The organism is Mesorhizobium sp. M0954 (genome assembly GCF_040319155.1).
Classification (GTDB): Bacteria; Pseudomonadota; Alphaproteobacteria; order Rhizobiales; family Rhizobiaceae; genus Mesorhizobium.
On the sequence record NZ_JAMYNR010000021.1, the window covers coordinates 65,793 to 83,150 of the forward strand.

The 17,358-nt window shown below is 59.6% G+C and carries 11 protein-coding genes and 1 tRNA gene; 10 read left to right on the forward strand and 2 right to left on the reverse strand.

Features of this window, described 5'->3' with window-relative positions; translation table 11 throughout:
- The first annotated feature begins 9 nt into the window (after positions 1-9).
- A complete protein-coding gene (locus NKH93_RS24650) occupies positions 10-3,309 on the forward strand; it encodes an adenylate/guanylate cyclase domain-containing protein (protein ID WP_352541943.1) in 3,300 nt (1,099 codons plus the stop codon).
- A gap of 19 nt (positions 3,310-3,328) precedes the next feature.
- Positions 3,329-4,009, forward strand: a complete 681-nt coding sequence (locus tag NKH93_RS24655) for a peroxiredoxin-like family protein (RefSeq protein WP_352470916.1) — start codon at positions 3,329-3,331, stop codon at positions 4,007-4,009.
- An 85-nt stretch (positions 4,010-4,094) separates the two neighbouring features.
- On the opposite strand, the gene NKH93_RS24660 is transcribed toward NKH93_RS24655, so the two are convergent.
- Positions 4,095-7,067, reverse strand: a complete 2,973-nt coding sequence (locus NKH93_RS24660; RefSeq protein ID WP_352770068.1) for a trifunctional glycosyltransferase/class I SAM-dependent methyltransferase/polysaccharide deacetylase — start codon at positions 7,065-7,067, stop codon at positions 4,095-4,097.
- 326 nt (positions 7,068-7,393) lie between these two features.
- Between NKH93_RS24660 and NKH93_RS24665 the strand changes: the two genes are divergently transcribed.
- The 6 genes from NKH93_RS24665 to NKH93_RS24690 all read left to right on the forward strand — a co-directional run bounded on the left by NKH93_RS24665 (position 7,394) and on the right by NKH93_RS24690 (position 15,240).
- Positions 7,394-7,624: a hypothetical protein gene (locus tag NKH93_RS24665; RefSeq protein ID WP_352972450.1), complete on the forward strand. Its 231-nt coding sequence runs from the start codon at positions 7,394-7,396 to the stop codon at positions 7,622-7,624.
- A 38-nt stretch (positions 7,625-7,662) separates the two neighbouring features.
- Positions 7,663-8,328 (forward strand): DUF3450 domain-containing protein, encoded by a 666-nt coding sequence (locus NKH93_RS24670; RefSeq protein WP_352470876.1) that lies wholly within the window; start codon positions 7,663-7,665, stop codon positions 8,326-8,328.
- Positions 8,329-8,335: 7 nt separating this feature from the next.
- Positions 8,336-10,993, forward strand: coding sequence for an OmpA family protein (locus tag NKH93_RS24675; RefSeq protein WP_352921579.1), 2,658 nt, complete (start codon positions 8,336-8,338; stop codon positions 10,991-10,993).
- A gap of 15 nt (positions 10,994-11,008) precedes the next feature.
- Positions 11,009-11,500 (forward strand): Rab family GTPase, encoded by a 492-nt coding sequence (locus NKH93_RS24680; protein ID WP_254818889.1) that lies wholly within the window; start codon positions 11,009-11,011, stop codon positions 11,498-11,500.
- A gap of 3 nt (positions 11,501-11,503) precedes the next feature.
- Positions 11,504-12,574 (forward strand): adenylate/guanylate cyclase domain-containing protein, encoded by a 1,071-nt coding sequence (locus NKH93_RS24685; RefSeq protein WP_352470874.1) that lies wholly within the window; start codon positions 11,504-11,506, stop codon positions 12,572-12,574.
- 440 nt (positions 12,575-13,014) lie between these two features.
- Positions 13,015-15,240: a mechanosensitive ion channel family protein gene (locus tag NKH93_RS24690; RefSeq protein ID WP_352921577.1), complete on the forward strand. Its 2,226-nt coding sequence runs from the start codon at positions 13,015-13,017 to the stop codon at positions 15,238-15,240.
- Positions 15,241-15,372: 132 nt separating this feature from the next.
- On the opposite strand, the gene NKH93_RS24695 is transcribed toward NKH93_RS24690, so the two are convergent.
- A tRNA-Gly gene (locus NKH93_RS24695) sits at positions 15,373-15,447 on the reverse strand.
- Between the two features lie 230 nt (positions 15,448-15,677).
- On the opposite strand from NKH93_RS24695, the gene NKH93_RS24700 reads away from it, so the two are divergent.
- The gene (locus tag NKH93_RS24700; protein ID WP_352921575.1) at positions 15,678-16,175 is read left to right on the forward strand and encodes a prolyl-tRNA synthetase associated domain-containing protein; all 498 of its coding nucleotides are present in this window, start codon (positions 15,678-15,680) and stop codon (positions 16,173-16,175) included.
- 85 nt (positions 16,176-16,260) lie between these two features.
- Complete coding sequence (gene trxA / locus NKH93_RS24705; protein ID WP_352458335.1) at positions 16,261-17,253, forward strand: thioredoxin; 993 nt, start codon at positions 16,261-16,263, stop codon at positions 17,251-17,253.
- The last annotated feature ends 105 nt before the right edge of the window (positions 17,254-17,358 follow it).

The following is a 17,358-nucleotide window of genomic DNA, read 5'->3' on the forward strand; positions in this document are numbered from 1 at the left end:
TCTTGTTCGATGGACTGCTCGGGCTGCGGTTTCGAGATTGAGGGCGGTTACGCCTTCTGTCCGAGGTGTGGCAGGCGGCAGCCCGTGCCATGCGCCAGTTGCGGCTACACCTGCGCACCTGATTTCGAGTTCTGTCCGAAATGCGGGGCAAGCGTCGGTGCGCCCGCAAAAGCCGTCGAACGGCCTGCTCCGGCACCAAGCCGGACCATTGTGTCGCCTTCTCGAACTCCGTCGCTGCTTCCGAACATCGAAAGCGAAGAAGGGCTGCATCCCGTCTCTGACGCCGATCGCCGGACGGTAACGGTCCTGTTCGCCGACCTTTGCGGCTTTACGACACTCAGCGAGCAGCTCGACCCCGAGGTCATGCAAGCGCTGCAGAACAAACTGTTCAAGGAATTGACGGCGGCCGTGCGAAACTTTGGTGGGTTCGTCGACAAATTCATCGGCGATGCGCTGCTCGCTTTGTTCGGTGCGCCGGTCGCGCATGAGGACGATCCGGAACGCGCGCTTCGTGCCGCTCTCGACATGATCGCCCGGACGGCGCGGCTCGGCGAAAGCACCCCCCACTCCGGCTCGCCTCTGTTACTCCACATCGGCATAAACACTGGTCCGGTCGTTACTGGCGGATTGGGCATCGGCACCGCCAGATCCTATTCCGTGACCGGCGACACAGTGAATACGGCGCAACGCCTGCAATCGCTGGCCGCACCGGGTGAGGTGCTGGTAGGCGAGCTCACTCACAGGCTGACCCGGCATGCCTTCTCTTATGAGTCGCTGGGTGATGTCGTGTTTCGCGGCAAGGCTGGCAGCGTGCTCGTTCATCGACTGGACGCACCGCTAGCGGTGCCGCGTGCAGCGCGCGGGCTCGAGGCGCTCGGCCTCAGTGCGCCGCTAATAGGTCGTGGTGCGGAGCTCAATAGAATGATGGCGAGCCTTGACCAGGCGTGCGGCGGCTCGGCCCAACTTGTCCGCCTCGTCGGAGAAGCCGGCATCGGGAAATCGCGGCTGGTGAGTGAGTTCGTCGCCCGCGTCGGCGACGACGAGCGTTTTCGCAACGTCGCCGTGCGGCAGGCCACGTGCTCACCGCTGGGTGAACAATCTTTTGGCGCCTTGGGCGCAGTGGTGCGCAGCGCTGCCGGGATGATGCAAAACGACAATGGGGACGAAATGCGGGGGAAGCTCGCAGGCTTGCTTGCCGATCTCGGCCTGCAGGGCGAGGAGGCGAAGCGGCTGATGCCTTTGCTCTACCATGTGCTTGGCCTTGGCGACCCCGATGCCACCTTGCAGCATGTCGAGCCCGAGCAGCTGCGGCGGCAAATTCTCTACGCAGTCCGCACAATCATCGAACGGCGGCTTGCGTTGTCGCCGCTATTGATTGTCGTCGAAGACCTGCACTGGGCCGACGCCGTGTCGCTCGAGGCACTACGTTTCGTGATGGACAGGTTGGAACGCACGCGGTTGATGTTGCTGGTCACGCATCGTCCGGCGCCGGACAACGACCAGCTCGACTCAAGTCGGGTCAGTCACACAGCGCTCAGGCTTCCGCCACTCAACAATGATGACGGACGCAGCCTGCTGGCAGCGCTTTTCGGCGAGAGCTGGGTAAGCTCCGCGGGAGGGCTTCTCGACCAGATCCTCGAGCGCGCGGGCGGCAACCCCCTTTTTGTAGAGGAAATCGTTCGCGGCCTTATCGATCGCGGTGTACTGGTGCGAGAGGGCCAGCGATGGCGGACTGTGGCAGGCGAAGTCGCAACCGGCATCCCCGCCACTATCCAGGCAATGTTGCTTGCCCGCGTCGACCGGCTGCCCCAAGAGGTGCGCCGGTTGGCCCAGGAGGCCGCGGTAATCGGCCCGCGCTTCGATGCCACACTTCTGAAAACCGTGACAGCCGACCCCGGCCGGCTCGAAGCCGGCTGCGAACTGCTTTGCGATGCGGAAATCATCGAGGAAGTTGCCGGATCAGGCTCGGTCTCGTCTCAAAGCTACCGCTTTACGCAAACATTGCTGCAGGACGTGATCTACCAGAATCTGCTCCTGCAACGCCGGACCGAAATCCACGGGCGGATCGGTGCTGCCTTGGAGCAACTGTGCGGCGACGAGCCGGAACGGCTCGAGGATTTGACCGTGCTGGGTCATCATTTTGCACAGAGCGCCGAGCGGGAGAAGGGCGCGCATTACCTGCAGGCGGCAGGCGATCGCGCTCGCATGATATATGCCAACGACGACGCCCTTCGTTTCTACGAGCGAGCACTGACTGCGTTGGGCGCGATCGGGCAAACACCGCTCAAACTGGCAATTGCAGAGCGCATTGCCGATTTGAGCGGCCCGGCAGGCCGCCGTGAGATCGCGCACCACCACTACGAGACGGTGTTGCAGGCATACCGCGAGTCAGCCAATCGCGTCGCCTCGGCGCGAGTTTTGCGTAAGATCGGTCGGCTACTCTGGGATGTCGGCAAGCGGGACAAGGCAGAACCCCGCTATGCCGAGGCGGCAGCGCTCCTCGATGGAGCGGATGCCCCGATCGAGCAGGCGCATCTGTGGCAAGAACGTGGCCGACAGGCGTTCCGTAGCGGAGATCACGCTCTCGCGGCAAAATGGGCAGACGCGGCGCTGGATTGCGTAGGCACACTGACAACGGAGCATGTCTCCGAGGTAAGGTGTGATGCCACTCTTGTGACCGCCGAGGCACTCAATACCAAGGCTGTCGCGCTGGCTCGCCTTGGGCGAAACCGTGAGGCCGTGCGTCAGGTTGAGCGTAGCATTGAATTGGCCGAAGCCGCCGGTCTGCTGGGCGCGGCCTGCCGCGGCTACACCAATCTCGGCGTGCTTTACACGACCATCGATCCCGCAAAGGCAATGGAGGTCTGTCGGCGCGGTCTTGAAGTGGCGCGCCGTATTGGTGATTTGGGTTTCCAGGCGCGCCTCCTCGCCAATCTGGCGGTCGCTTGTTGTACTTTCACGGATCGCTGTCCAACGGAGGGCGTACCCGCTGCCGAGAAGGCCATTGAGATCGACCGTGCGCTCGACCAGCGCGAGCACCTGCCGGTGCCTTTGATCGTGCTTGGGCAAATCCACCAGTGCAACGGCCGCCCGGACCTGGCGGTTGGGTTGTTCCACGAAGCACTGGACGTAGCTCGCGAAACGGGCGAACCCCAACTGCTGTTTCCGTGTTATGATGGTCTCGCAACGCTTAATCTCGATCTCGACAATCTGGCCGAGGCCGAACGCTACTTTTCCCTGGCGCAGGGTATATGCGCCCAGCACGGGCTCGACCCGGAAGCGCTTGTGGTGCTGCCTTTTCTCGACTAGCCGGGGTTGGAGGTTGGAAATGTCCGCGCGTAGTGACTTGGTGCCGCTTCAACCGGGCGACCGTGCGCCAAACGTGGTACTCGACGCCATTACCCAGGAAGGCAAGATCGCGCTTGACGATTTTCGCGGCCAAAAACCGGTGCTGGTCGGCCTGTTTCGAGGTCTGCATTGCGCGTTTTGCCGGCGCCATATCGCCGCCCAGGCGCGGCTTGATCCGGAGCTGCGCGAAAGGGGCGTGGAGAGCCTGACGGTGGTCAACACGCCGATCGAACGGGCGCGTCTCTATTTCCGCTACCATCCGATGCCGAATCTGCTTGCGGCCTCCGATCCTGAACGCGCTTCACATCGTGCTTTTGGACTGCCCAATCTCGAATTCACCCAAAACGAGACGAACTGGCCGTACAAGGTCTCGATGGCAGCGGCAAAGGATATGCGGGTCGACATACCAGGCGAGTTGCCCGGTCCTATGGATCCTCTTGCGGCCAGTGAAATGCTCAACAAGAGGGACCATTACGAGCTGACCGAAGCCGACGAGCAGATGCTAGCAACGGGACACGGACAATTGGTCGGTCAGTTCCTGCTGGACCGGCAGGGGATCGTCCGCTGGAGCTTCACGGAGGTTCCAGAGGGTGGGCGATACATGTTTGGGGCGCCAAGCCCGCAGGAGCTGATGTCAGCCGTATCGCAAGTCGCCCAATAGACTTGCGAACGAGGTAAGCGGGCGGGACACGGAATAAAAAGCGGAACCAATTTGTTACGAATCTAGACACTGACAAGTTCACGGTTCATGCGAGCACGGCCTCGACAACGGCAACAAAGTCATCGAGCGAACGATCCCCACGAATCTCGATGCGCGGAAGGTCGATGGGATCGCAATCGAGGTCCGCCGGTCCGTGTCTGCCGCCGAAGCCGATTCGATAGCCGCACTCCTTGGCCAGCCTGCCAAGCCGTCGGTCGGTGACAGAGAAGGGTGCCGCGAACGCCGCGGTTGGCCGACCGGTCCACCGTTCGATGAACATACGAGAGCGCAGGAGCTCGGCGGCCAAGTCAGAGCTCGACAGACCATCGATCGCGCGATGCGTCGCCAGATGGCTTCCGAAGAACGCACCTTCGCCGGCGAGGCGTCGCACCGTCCCGGCGTCCATAAGCTGCGTCGGCGGGCCGCTGTAGGCGTCCCACTGTGCACTTTCACCCACCAAGTCCGTCACCAGGAACACTTCCGCGGTCAGGTCGTTCGCGCGCAAGGCCGGCCAGGCATGGTCGGCAAAGTTCTGGAAGCCGTCATCGAAGGTGATGAGCACTGGGCGGCCAACGAAAGGCTGACGGTTGGCGATGAACCATTCCAGCTGCTCGGAGCTAATCGCGTGAAAGCCATTGGCGCGCAGCCATGTCATTTGGCTGGCGAATGCGGCGGGCGCGAGCCGAAAACGGGCGAGCGCGGCCGGACCTTCATCGGAGACACTGTGATACATGAGGACAGGGATACGCTGCCGCCGCTCGCTATGTGCGACGTCGCGGCGCAAGGCCCGCGCCCCGCCCCAGACGATATTTCGCGCGACTCCGATTTCGATGGGGGCGCGGATTGGCACATGATCTATCGTCGGTTCCGTCGCCACGTCGCCTGGTGACAGGCGGCGGAAGCGGTCTATGCGGTAGAGCTCGGTCTGGATCGATTGCTCGAGAACGAGGCCGTGGGTCGCTGCCAGCGTCTCTGAGATCGCTTGTGCACCGAATGTGTTCCAGTCGAAGCCCGTCCTTTCAACATTGTCTCGTAGCACGAATGCGTGTGCGCTGATGAAACTGCCACCAGGCGCCAACGCCTCAACAAGTTTTTTGGCGATGCGCCGCAACTCGGTGAGATCGTCCAGGTAGTAGAGCACTTCCGAACAGACGATCAGATCCATCTCGCCCGGCAGCGTGTCCGCAGAAAAATCCAGTACGCCGAACTCAACGTTCGGCTGATCACTGCATCGCGCGCCCGCCCGCCCGACGGCTACGGCGGAGATGTCAGTTGCGGTCAAATGGCCCACGCGCGGCGCCAGCTGCCGCGTGAAGTGGCCCTCCGCGCAGGCCAGCTCAAGCGCCCGTCCGATGGGACCGGCAGGCAGAATTTCGAGCTGCCGCTCATATTTTTCCTGCTCATAGGGCGAACCGTAGTTCCAGGGATCCTCGATCGCAAAATGGCGATTCCAGAAAGATGTGCGGTCATTGTCGCGCCCATCCGCGGCCCGTGCACGGCGCGGCGCTGCAAAAGGCTCTTTAGTTTCGGCGCTCGACCGAACCAGCGCCTGCGCTTCCGCGGCCAATCCCGCAAGTTTGCCGAAATGGCTGTCCTGATCAGACCGGCGTCCCGCCATGGACAACAATGCCTCGGCTGCAGACATGTTTGACTTGTCGGCACCGGCGCCCTTTTGCGGTGCATCTACAGGCGATCGCCTCGCAAGTCGCGCGGCACTGTGCATAGGCCGCTCAGAGGGCAGGAAATTCAGGATCAATTCAATCCAATGACGCCTCGTCACTCTCCCGAGTACGCCGAACTGCACGAGAGCCTCGATCTGGCCATCCATCATCAGATGGGCATAGATTTGATCGATTCCTTTCGGTACTTCGATCGAGGCCGGATTTCGCACGTCGACACGAATTCCAAGTGTCCGCGCCAGCCTGCGCGGCGCGGCAAGATCGTCGACATCGAGCAGCATTTGCTCAAAGTGATACTGCACGCGGCGAGCCGCGTCCGGATTATTCCAGACCTTGCCGAGTTCGAGGATCAACTCGGTGAGGGAAGCGCCGAACCTGTCCCACCTGGCAGCCAATTGCGCTGGCACCGACAGGCTTCCTACCATAAGGCCATCGACGGCCACCTTGGCGATCTCACGCGCCCACTTACGTCCTGCTGGGAGCGCGCGCAGGGACTGCGGGTTGATCGAGCGCGAGCCGCAGCCGCAATCCGATGCGGCGTTCCACAACGCGAACCACGCGAGTGCTTCTGAAGCGGTGTGGCCGTTCGCGTCGGTCGCTCCATTGGCGTGAGCCGATGCCGGGTGTTTGACCCTGGGATCGGCGGAAAAGCCGCGAGCGATCACGACTTCGCCATCTGCCAGCATCTGCGCCGAATTGCGGCTGAGCGCGTTGGGGCTGGCCCGATAGAAAGCGAGCGGCTCGTCGACCATCACCCAATTTTTGCCTAGACGTGCGAGGCGCTGCCACAGATCCCAGTCCTCGCAGGTGCGCAGCGACACGTCGAAACCGCCCAACTCGACAATTATCTCCCGATCGACCAGCAGCGCGTGAGTGCGGACGGCACACCGGCGGGCGAACGTTTCGAAGGGTTGAATCGCAACCTCCGTTGCGATGCTCGACGCCGTGAGTTCGCCATCGGGCATCACGCGTCGGGAACCGCAATAGGCAGCCACTGCATCGGGAGCGGATTTCAGTGCGGCCAGCATTTTGGCAAGGAAGCTGGCATCCACCCAATCGTCCGCATCCAGAAACATGAGCCAGTGGCCGCGCGCCTTCGAAATCCCGCTATTGCGCGCGCCGGCGGGGCTATGCGCGCAAGAGCTCAACATCCGAAATCGGGCATCGTGCTCTACATAACCGGCGATGATCGCAGGGGTGCGGTCCGTGGAGGCGTCGTCGACGATGATCGCCTCCCAATCCATTATTTCCTGATCAAGAAGGCAATCGAGTGAGCGCGCCAGCGTTACCTCCGCGTTGTGCGCAGGAACCACGATTGAAACCAAGGGATCATGCGCCACGCCGTCTTACCCGCGCCTGGTTCGAGGTAGAACAAGATGTGTTGATCTTTCTCGGCGCAGTCCGTCGACCCATCGTCCATCACCACTATATCCAGTATCTGGCAGGTCTGCCGGCGGATGCCGGCACGCATTGTGCCGACGGTTTGCTCGGCATTGAGCATCGGTACCACACCGCCCTGCGGTAGCATCCTGGATCATCGAGCTTTCGTTTTCTTCGGCAAGAGTTGGCAAATGTCAAAACCGGATGACGGCATCGGCTGGCAGCACTGCCCTGTCAAGATAAGGGCGAATTGGAGGCGGGCAAAAAAGACTTGAACACAGGCTGAATGGCAGCGCGCATGCCCGACGGCTTGGAGCTGGGGTCGATGCGCCAGGGCATCTCCGCTCTCGCATTTCATCTGCATAAAGATGATCGCGGGCGAAGACGCGAGCGCGAGCTGATCCGGATCGAGCCGCATGTCGAAATCTACCCGAATGGGGACGTTCGAACCGACTTAAGCCGCGAAGATTCCGGCTTGCGGGTCGACAATTTTACTGGCAAGTTTATCAGTTGCTAAATTAGCGCTGTGGCAATGTTCAAAAGAAGGGGCATGGGATGGCCAAGGAATCTTCGAGTACCGCTTCTTCGGCAAATAAAGCGGACGCAAATCTGATAAGTAATGCAGACGGAAGCGGGCTGACCTTCATGGCGGGCCAGGCTCGCGAGAGCGGAGCCCCCGGCGACGCTGTAGGTGTCGACAAGATACGTGATCTGCTGTTCGGCAACCAGATGCAGGACTATGACCGCCGCTTTTCCAAGCTTGAAGAACGGGTCTTGCAGCGCTTCAAGGATGTCGAATCCGAGGCCAAGCGCAATCTTGAAATGTACGAGTCAAATGCAAAGAAGCAGGTTGACTCGCTTGCGGCGCAATTGCGGAACGAAAAAGACGCGCGAGCCGACGCCGATAAGGAGATTGATCGGAATCTTCGCGAGCAAAATCAGGCGCTCGAAAAGCAGGTGCGCGCGTTGTCGGATCAGTTGAGCGAGCTTGAGCGGGAAGTTGCGGACCGGATAAATCGAAACGATCATTTGCTGCGTGAGGAAATCAAGCAAAAGAATGAAAGCATTCAGATGCTGATGGAGAAAATGTTTTCCGATCTTGGCAATGTCAAGACCGACCGAAATCTTTTGGCTGGCCTGTTTGTTGAGGTTGCAAAATGTCTAAATCAGGATCCCGTCGGCAGCAAGAACAACTCGGAGCGTACCTGGAAAGTGAGTTGATCGGAACTTGACGTCGACTGTCGACCCAATCAGCCTCCCTCAAAGAGCAGCTTCGAACGATACAGAGATTGATCGCGAGGCGCTGGCTCGCCTTTTGATCGAAATTGCCCGGAACGTTGATCCGGACTATCGTGCGCGTCTCGACGGAATCCCAACCGCCGACCCTCGCATGGAAACGCTGCGCCAGTTGCTGGTCGGCCGCGAAATTTCGGAGCTTTCACGAGTTACGCACCTGCTCGACGAACCCGAGCAGCTTGCGGCTGCAGTGGGGAGCGTTCTCCCCAGTGCAGCCGCACGTGCGCCTCATGCGCAACTCGGAGAGGCCCTTGCGCCAGCTGTCGAGAGGGCCGTGCAACGGTCCATCCAGAAGAGCCCGCGTACGCTGACGGATATATTGTACCCGGTGTTTCTGCCGGCTATTCGCAAGTCGATCGGCGAAAAGATCGACCAGACCTTTCAATCGTTGAATGAAACTTTAAGACATATATTTACCTGGCACGGGCTCAAGTGGAGACTTGAAGCGTGGAGAACAGGAGCAAGCTTCTCAGAAGTTGTTCTTAAGCATTCTCTTGTTTATCGTGTAGAACACGTCTTTCTAATCAATCGCAATTCCGGGCTTTTGATAGCGCATGTAACTGCCGATAACGCAACTAGCGAAGATCCTCAACTCATTTCTTCTATGCTTAGTGCAATTCAAGATTTTGTAAAAGACTCATTCAACGAGAAAGAACAGAGCGGCCTGGATACCATTCGTTTCGGAGAGCTTCGTCTCTGGTCGGAAGTTGGACCGTTTGCGACCTTGGTTGCGGTGATCCGGGGAAATCCGCCGGAGGAATTACATGAAATAATTCGCGATGTATTGCTTCGCATCCATGATGAATGCTCACAGGCTCTAGAGCAGTTTGACGGCGACAGTTCGCAGTTGGCCGGCGTAGAGACGCAGTTGCAGACCTGCGTTGAACTGAAGCAGGAGGAATCAAACCAGGGATTTCCGTGGCTGGTCGTGGCTGCAGTCCTGCTGGTTTTGATTCCGGCAGGCGGTTGGTTCTTTCTTTCCTGGCAATCCGTGCAGCGCTGGCAGACCTATGTGTCGCGACTGGGGACCCAGCCGGGCATCATCGTTGCCGAACAAAAGGTGCGTGATGGCCAATTCTATATTGCCGGTCTGAGAGACCCGCTTGCCGCCGACCCGCAGTCGCTGTTGGCCGGAACGCAGGTCGATCCCGCCCGCGTTCATTCACAGTGGCAATTCTATCAGAGTCTTGATCCGGAGTTCGTATTGAAGCGGCTAACGGCGTCGCTGGTTCCGCCGGATTCAGTACGACTTTCGATCGTCAATGGTCGCATCGTTGCCGAGGGTGAGGCTCCCAACACCTGGATAGATCGGGCGCGCGCAGCGGCCCAACAACTTTCGGCAGGCGGACCGGAATTCGACATCTCCAGGGTTCGTGATGTGAGCCCCGAAGCACGCGCGGCGGAGCACTGGCAGACTTATGTGTCGCGACTGGAGGCCCAAGCGGGAATCATCGTCGCCCAACAAAAGGTGCGTGATGGCCAATTCTATATTGCCGGCCTGAGAGACCCGCTTGCCGCCGACCCGCAGGCTCTGCTGTCCGGAACGGAGGTAGATCCCGCCCGCGTTCATTCGCAGTGGCAATTCTATCAGAGCCTTGATCCGAAGTTCGTCCTGAAGCGGCTGATGGTATCGCTGACCCCGCCGGATTCAGTACGGCTTTCGATCGTCAAGGATCGCATCATTGCCGAGGGTGAGGCTCCCGACATCTGGATAGACCGCGCACGCGCAGCGGCCCGACAGCTCTCGGCAGGCGGACCGGAATTCGACATCTCCAAGGTTCGTGATGTGAGCCCCGAGGCACGCGCGGCGGAGCACTGGCAGACTTATGTGTCGCGACTGGAGGCCCAAGCGGGAATCATCGTCGCCCAACAAACGGCGAGGGGGGGACATTTCTATATTTCCGGCCTGAGAGACCCGCAGGCCGCCGACCCGAAGGCTCTGCTGTCCGGAACAGGGGTCGATCCTGCTCGCGTTCATTCACAGTGGCAATTCTATCAAAGCCTTGATCCGAAGTTCGTGGTGAAGCGGCTGATGGCGTCGCTGACTCCGCCGGATTCAGTACGGCTTTCGATCATCAAGGATCGCATCGTTGCCCAGGGTGAAGCTCCTGCCGCCTGGATAGATCGGGCGCGGGTCGCCGCCCAACAGCTGTCCGCGGACGGACTCTCTCTAGAACTCTCCGAGCTGCGTGAGTTGACCCCTCCGCAACTCACTCATTTGAGGGAGGCTATTCAAGCGGTCAACATTTTCTTCGATTCTGGCAAGGCTGTACCGGGACCAGAGCAACTGCCGGTTCTCGACAAATTGGCGAATCAGTTGAAGGAATTGGCCGAGGACGCCCGCAAGGCAGGCGTAACAGCACAGTTCATGTTGACCGGCCATTCGGACGAGACGGGCCGTGAAACGGCCAAGTTGTCGATCAGCGCCGCGCGCGCGGAGACAGTTCGTGCGCTTCTCAAGAAGCGCGGCGTCGATCCGGAGTTGCTCTTGGTTCGCGGCGCGGGCACCTTTGAGCCAGCGGAGATTGAAAATAGCCGAACCGGGAACTCCGCCAACCGCAGAGTTTCGGTTACGGTAAACTTCCACTAGGCGGAGCCCAGGATATTGCAAAAGAAGATCTGTATGTTGGGCGGGTTCGCTGTCGGAAAGACGAGTCTGGTTCGCAGGTTTGTGCAAAGCATCTTTTCAGAAACCTACTTGACCACGGTGGGAGTGAAAATCGACAAGAAGAGTGTCGCATTCCCGGACAAAACCGTGGATCTGATTTTGTGGGATTTGGCCGGCGAAGACGATATCGGCTCATTCCGCGTCAGCTATGTGCGAGGTGCGAGTGGGCTCGTGCTTGTCGTCGATGGAACACGCGCTGCTACTCTTGCCGTTGCGCTCACGTTGCGCGAGCGGGCCGAGGCTGAATTCGGCGCTATGCCGTTTGTATTGCTGTTCAACAAATCCGATCTGGCCGATCGATGGGCAATATCGGATAGTGAAATTGACGAACTGAGGCAACTTGGATGGCAAATCTATCTGACAAGTGCGCTTTCGGGCGAACATGTTGATGATGCGTTTCGTCAACTTGCTTCGATGGTCAGCAAATAAACCATGGATGTCTTGCCAAGAGAAGTTAGAAGCTGGATTTACGATTTCTTCTACAAGGAGCGCTCGGTCGCATATCTGAAAATCGACGCCCAGCTTTGCATAGCTGCGAAGGGCGGTAACGTTAACCATTACGGACTCTCGTCAGTTCGCATAGGTAAGCCTGTTGCCGAGCAGCTTGAATTCATGGAAGGTTTATTGCCTTGCCCGGAGCTTCCATATGATATGGCCATGGTCGAACTGCCCAGCGGGCGTGTCGCGGACCTCCATCTTTTTGCTGACAATGCCTGCGTGTGGCTGCTCTTTCTTGACGCCACTGCCGAACGCGACAATAGGCAGCGGCTTCAACAGAAGGCTTATGAAATGACGCTTCTGCAAGAGAGGGAGCGTCAACTCAACGAGAAATTACAATCGACAAACGAGGCGTTGAGGGCGAGCCAAGAGGGATTGTCGCGTGAATACCAGCGCGCCGAAGCCCTACTCCTCAACATTCTTCCGGCGTCGATCGCGGAGCGGCTAAAAGCGCACGAACAAATTGCAGACAACCATGCGGAGGTGAGTGTGCTTTTTGCCGACATCGTCGGCTTTACGGAAAGAGCGCGGAGCGTCGGAGCCGTGACGACGCTCGCTATTTTAAATTACTTCTTCAAGGCGGCGGATCTGCTCTCGGAGCGATACGGCTGCGAAAAGATCAAGACAATCGGCGATTGTGTGATGGTGGTCGCTGGCCTGCCTACCGCGCGATCCGATCATGCGGAAGCCCTTGCGCACTATGCACTTGAACTGCGGAAGGCGGTTAAGCGCGAACGCTTCGCAGGAGAACCGATAAGACTCAGAATTGGAATTCACTCAGGACCAATCGTGGCGGGCGTCATAGGCAAAAGGCGGTTTGCCTATGACCTATGGGGCGACACCGTTAATCTCGCCGCACGTATCCAAACGTCCGCGGAGCCCGATGAAATCCGCATTTCGGATGCAACTCATCAACTGCTTGGACCAAATTTTGCTTGCGACCCACTCCAGGAAACGGAATTGCGTGGTACAGGTCGTGTGCGAATGTGGCGGCTCCCGGCCTGATTTGCCGCATGGCAGTGCCGACCCGGAAGCGCATTGCATCTCAAGCAACATCATGGTTTCGAATGTCCGCAGCGGTGCGCGAAGCAGTTGACCACCGAGTGACCGCCAAAGGTCTGTCCTGGTCATCTCAGGAAATCAGTTCCTGAGATTTAACGTCGATGCCCAGTTCATAGAACGGCCGGAGGCCTGGGCCGAGGTCGGAATGCCCTGCCCCCGGCGGCTAAATAAACACCGCCACGTACCCGGCACAGCGGTCTGGCTCGGAACGGTGACGTCTTGCACCGCAACATCGGTTTCTTCAAGGTAGGGCAACAACGGACATAGATGTCGTTGCTCGCCGATCTGATCGGAAGGTTAACAGCACGATGCCACTCATGACTCGACGATTTGGAGCCAGGAACCTGGCGCGCCCGGCACGGCGTCTCGGAGACCTGACTGCGATGTTTGCCCTGATTGCCAGGCCGCTCGTCTTTGGGATCGCCCTTTTGTTGGCTGGTCAGGCGCAAGCGCAGGCGCCGGCGACCGTCCCGCCTGAAAGGGTCAAACAATTGTTCGAGCTTCTCGACGATCCGTCAGTGAAGGCCTGGGTGGCCGAACAGCGAAATCAGGACGCCGGGTCAACGGGAGCGCCCGCCGAGAGAGGGGCTTCGCCGACCGACGCATCGTCCGGCGCCGTGGCCGCACCAGGCCAGATGAATACGATGGCATCCTCGACGCTCGATGGGATCAGGCATCATATCGAAAGAATCGTGCGAACTTTGCCCTTGCTGCCAGGCCAGTTCGCGCGCGTTCGGGCAGAGACGATGGAGGATATGTCCAGCAGGGGGCCCGCCGGCGTATTTGTGCTGATTGCAATGTTCATCGCTGCCGGCCTGGCACTCACTTGGGCAACGTTCAAGCTCACCCGTCCATTTCGTCTTTGGATTATCGCGCAACCGAAGGATACGCCCGTTGGGCGAGCCAAGAAGATTGGTGGCCGCCTGCTTTATTCCAGCATGCTGATAGTCTCTTTCGCACTGGGCAGCGCCGGCGCGTTCATGTTGTTCGACTGGCCGATGCTTATCCGCGAGATTGTACTGACATTTCTGATGGCGGCAGTCGTTACATGGGGTGTGCGCATGTACGTCATGGCGACGCTCGTCCCTTCCTTCATGAACGTCGAGAACGCCGTCGAGGTTCGTGCTTTGCCGATCACCAACGAAGCGGCTGACCATTGGTCCTATTGGCTACCCCGGATCGTCGGCGTCTTCGCCTTCTTCGGCGCCGCGTTTATCCTCTTGCCAGGTCTCGGCATCGATCAGGACGGAATGACGGTCCTGTCACTGGTCGCCGATTTCGTGCTGCTGCTGCTCCTGCTGCTCGCCATTTGGCGTCGGCCAAGAACGCAGCGAGACGGTGCGCGCCACATCGGTCACACGGAAGCGACATGGCTATTGACTGCTTATTTCGTCGTCCTGTTCCTGCAGCGTATCGCCGGCCTTTATACATACTTCTGGTTCACCTTCGCCGCATTCTTCCTGCCTTTGGCAATCGTGGTGACGCAGCGCGGGGTTAATTTCGTTCTGCGGCCAGGTTCGGAAGATGTCGGCCGGCCCACGATCCCGGCGGTGACGATCGCTGTCATCGATCGCGGAATCCGAATGATTTTCATCCTGGCGGCGGCTTACCTTCTCGCACGTGTCTGGGGTCTGGACATGCAATCCATGCGGGACAGCGATACGACGACAACATTCATATTGCGCGGCTTGATCAATGTCGTGGTCATTGCCCTTGCCGCCGACTTCGGCTGGTCGATCATCAAAGCTTTGATCGAACGAAAGCTGGGCATCGAAACACCGCACCCTGTGATCAGCGACGAGGACGTCCCGATCCTCGATCCGCAGCAGGCGCGGCTGCATACGCTCTTGCCGATCCTCCAGAATATTCTGCTCGCATCGATCATCGTGATGGCGGTGCTTATGATGCTCGCCTCGCTGGGTATCCAGATCGGCCCATTGATCGCCGGCGCTGGCGTCGTCGGCGTCGCCGTGGGCTTTGGGGCACAAACCATTGTCAAGGACGTCATTTCAGGCGTGTTTTTTCTGCTCGATGATGCGTTCCGTGTTGGCGAATACATTTCATCGGGCAATTACAAGGGTACTGTGGAAAGCTTTTCGCTGCGCTCGGTGAAGCTGCGCCACCATCGTGGTCCGCTGTTCACAATACCTTTCGGTGAACTCGGGGCAGTCCAGAACCAGAGCCGTGACTGGGTTATCGACAAATTCAACATCACCGTTGGTTATGACACCGATATCGACTTCGCTCGCAAGCTGATCAAGCGGATCGGCCTCGAACTGGCGGAAGATCCCGAGTTCAAACACTGGGTGCTCGACCCGATCAAGATGCAGGGCGTACAGGAGTTCGGCGAATACGGCATCGTATTGAGGGTCAAGGCCACAACCAAGCCGGGAGGTGCCTTCGGTATGAAACGCAAATTTTATGTACGCCTCCGCCAGGTCTTCAAGGAACAGGGCATCGAACTCCCATTTCCGACCGTCCAGGTCCAGGGGCTACAGAACCAACATGGGGCAGAGAATGCACCGTTGGAGATCACGCCCGAGTTGAAAATGGCCGTCGCGCAGTCGCACACTATTCGGCGCAGAAAAAAAGCTAGCACAACGGAATAGAAGAGCTGTGACACCTGCTGGTCACAGTGCGGCTTTCCGCGCATCGCTCATGGCAGGGACACTCTTTTCGCCACGTAAGCAAAAGGCGCCCCGAAAGGCGCCTCTTAATCGCTTGGTTCCCCTCAAGGAAACTGGAGCGGGTGAAGCGATTCGAACGCTCGACCCCAACCTTGGCAAGGTTGTGCTCTACCCCTGAGCTACACCCGCTCGCGCGGCTTTTGGGCCGCAAGCCGCGCCTATATGGCTGAAGAGCGCGGCGATTGCAACAGGGAATTCGCAGGCTTTTTGCTTCGTCGACAATGCGGACAAGCCTCCTGCGAGACGTCGCAAGGCAATCGCCCCCGCGTTGCGCGACGGGCTTGTCTTGGCAGCATCATTGGCCGTAAACGGCGTTAGTCGAACAAGCAGTTGAAAGCGGGCCATCAGAAGAAAGACCGATGCCGAAGACCGAAGCCGAACTTTTCGCCTTTCTCGCCGGACTCGGGATCGAGGTATCGACGCGGCGGCATCCGCCGCTGTTCACGGTCGCCGATTCGCAGGCGCTGCGCGGCGAGATTGCCGGCGGCCATACCAAGAACCTGTTCCTCAAGGACAAGAAGGACAATTTCTTCCTGGTCAGCGTCGGCGAGGAGGCGGTGGTCGATCTCAAGCATATACACCATCTGATCGGCGCTGGCGGGCGCGTGTCCTTCGGCCGGCCGGAGATGCTGATGGAGCTTCTCGGCGTCGTCCCGGGCGCGGTGACGGTGTTCGGGCTGATCAACGACACCGAGCGAAGGATCAAGGTCGTGTTGGACGAGGAGCTGATGAGCCATGCGGTGGTCAATGCCCACCCGCTGACCAACGAAGCGACGACTTCCATCGCTGCCGCGGACCTGGTCAAGTTCGTCGAGGCAACCGGACATGATGCTGTTATCTTGAAAGTCTCGGCATGATCGCCACATGGGTGACTGAAACCGGGTTCTAAAGAAGGATGTTGCGCCCGTCCCTTGGCCGGCGGCGCGACCGAAAGGCGACGAGATGAGTGATAGCAACCCCTTTGGCGGCCCATTTGGCAGCAATGGCGGCCGGTATGCCACCACCGTGCAATATGGTGGCACCGATGCCGCGCGTGAGAAGGTCGCGCTTGCGGAGGCGCCGGCCGACGTCATCAAGGACACAACGACCGCTGGATTTGCCGCCGACGTGATCCAGGAATCGCGTCACCAGCCGGTGCTGGTCGATTTCTGGGCGCCGTGGTGCGGCCCTTGCAAGCAATTGACGCCGCTGCTGGAGAAGGCGGTGAAAGCCGCCGGTGGCAAGGTCAAGCTGGTCAAGATGAATATCGACGACCATCCATCGATCGCCGGCCAGCTTGGCATCCAGTCGATACCGGCGGTCATTGCCTTCAAGGACGGCCAGCCGGTCGACGGCTTCATGGGCGCCATTCCCGAGAGTCAGATCACGCAATTCATCCAGAAGGTCGGCGGCAAGAACGGCGGTGCGCCGCAAGTTGCCGAGGCGCTGGCCGCGGCCGCCGAAGCGCGCGACGCCGGGGACGTGCAGACGGCGGCCGACATTTACGATGCCATCCTGGAACAGGCGCCGGAGACAATCGAGGCGATCGCTGGCTTGGGCGATCTGCTGTTCGAGGCCGGCGATGCCGAAGGTGCCGAGGCGGTGCTGGCGCGGGCGCCGGAAGCAAAGAAGGATGCGCCCCAGCTCGCCGCGCTGCGGGCCAAGATGGCGCTCGCCGCGCAAGCAGCAGTGCTCGGCAATCCGGCGGAACTGGAACGGCGGCTGGCCGAAAATCCCGGGGATCACCAGGCACGGTTCGAGCTTGCCATGATCCAGAACGCCAAGGGTGATCGCATGGCGGCGGCCGACAATCTGCTGGCGATCATCAAGGCCGACCGCTCGTGGAACGACGACGGCGCCAGAACCCAGTTGCTGCAGCTCTTCGAGGCATGGGGCATGACCGACGAAGCAACGCTGTCGGCACGGCGCAAACTGTCGTCGCTGCTGTTTTCCTGAGCCGGCGCAGACTGTTTTGTCGCGCGGGCTTGCGGTAGGCCGCGGCTGCGCCAGATTAGGTTTTCGGACGGCGTTCGATTTCAGGTTTCCGGTGTTGCGCCTTGT

What these genes read in the sequence shown, in the direction of transcription:
- NKH93_RS24650 (WP_352541943.1), top strand. Translation starts at nt 10, where the DNA reads ATGGACTGCTCGGGCTGCGGTTTCGAGATTGAGGGCGGTTACGCCTTC.
- NKH93_RS24655 (WP_352470916.1), top strand. Translation starts at nt 3,329, where the DNA reads ATGTCCGCGCGTAGTGACTTGGTGCCGCTTCAACCGGGCGACCGTGCG.
- NKH93_RS24665 (WP_352972450.1), top strand. Translation starts at nt 7,394, where the DNA reads ATGGCAGCGCGCATGCCCGACGGCTTGGAGCTGGGGTCGATGCGCCAG.
- NKH93_RS24670 (WP_352470876.1), top strand. Translation starts at nt 7,663, where the DNA reads ATGGCCAAGGAATCTTCGAGTACCGCTTCTTCGGCAAATAAAGCGGAC.
- NKH93_RS24685 (WP_352470874.1), top strand. Translation starts at nt 11,504, where the DNA reads ATGGATGTCTTGCCAAGAGAAGTTAGAAGCTGGATTTACGATTTCTTC.
- NKH93_RS24690 (WP_352921577.1), top strand. Translation starts at nt 13,015, where the DNA reads ATGTTTGCCCTGATTGCCAGGCCGCTCGTCTTTGGGATCGCCCTTTTG.
- NKH93_RS24700 (WP_352921575.1), top strand. Translation starts at nt 15,678, where the DNA reads ATGCCGAAGACCGAAGCCGAACTTTTCGCCTTTCTCGCCGGACTCGGG.
- trxA (WP_352458335.1), top strand. Translation starts at nt 16,261, where the DNA reads ATGAGTGATAGCAACCCCTTTGGCGGCCCATTTGGCAGCAATGGCGGC.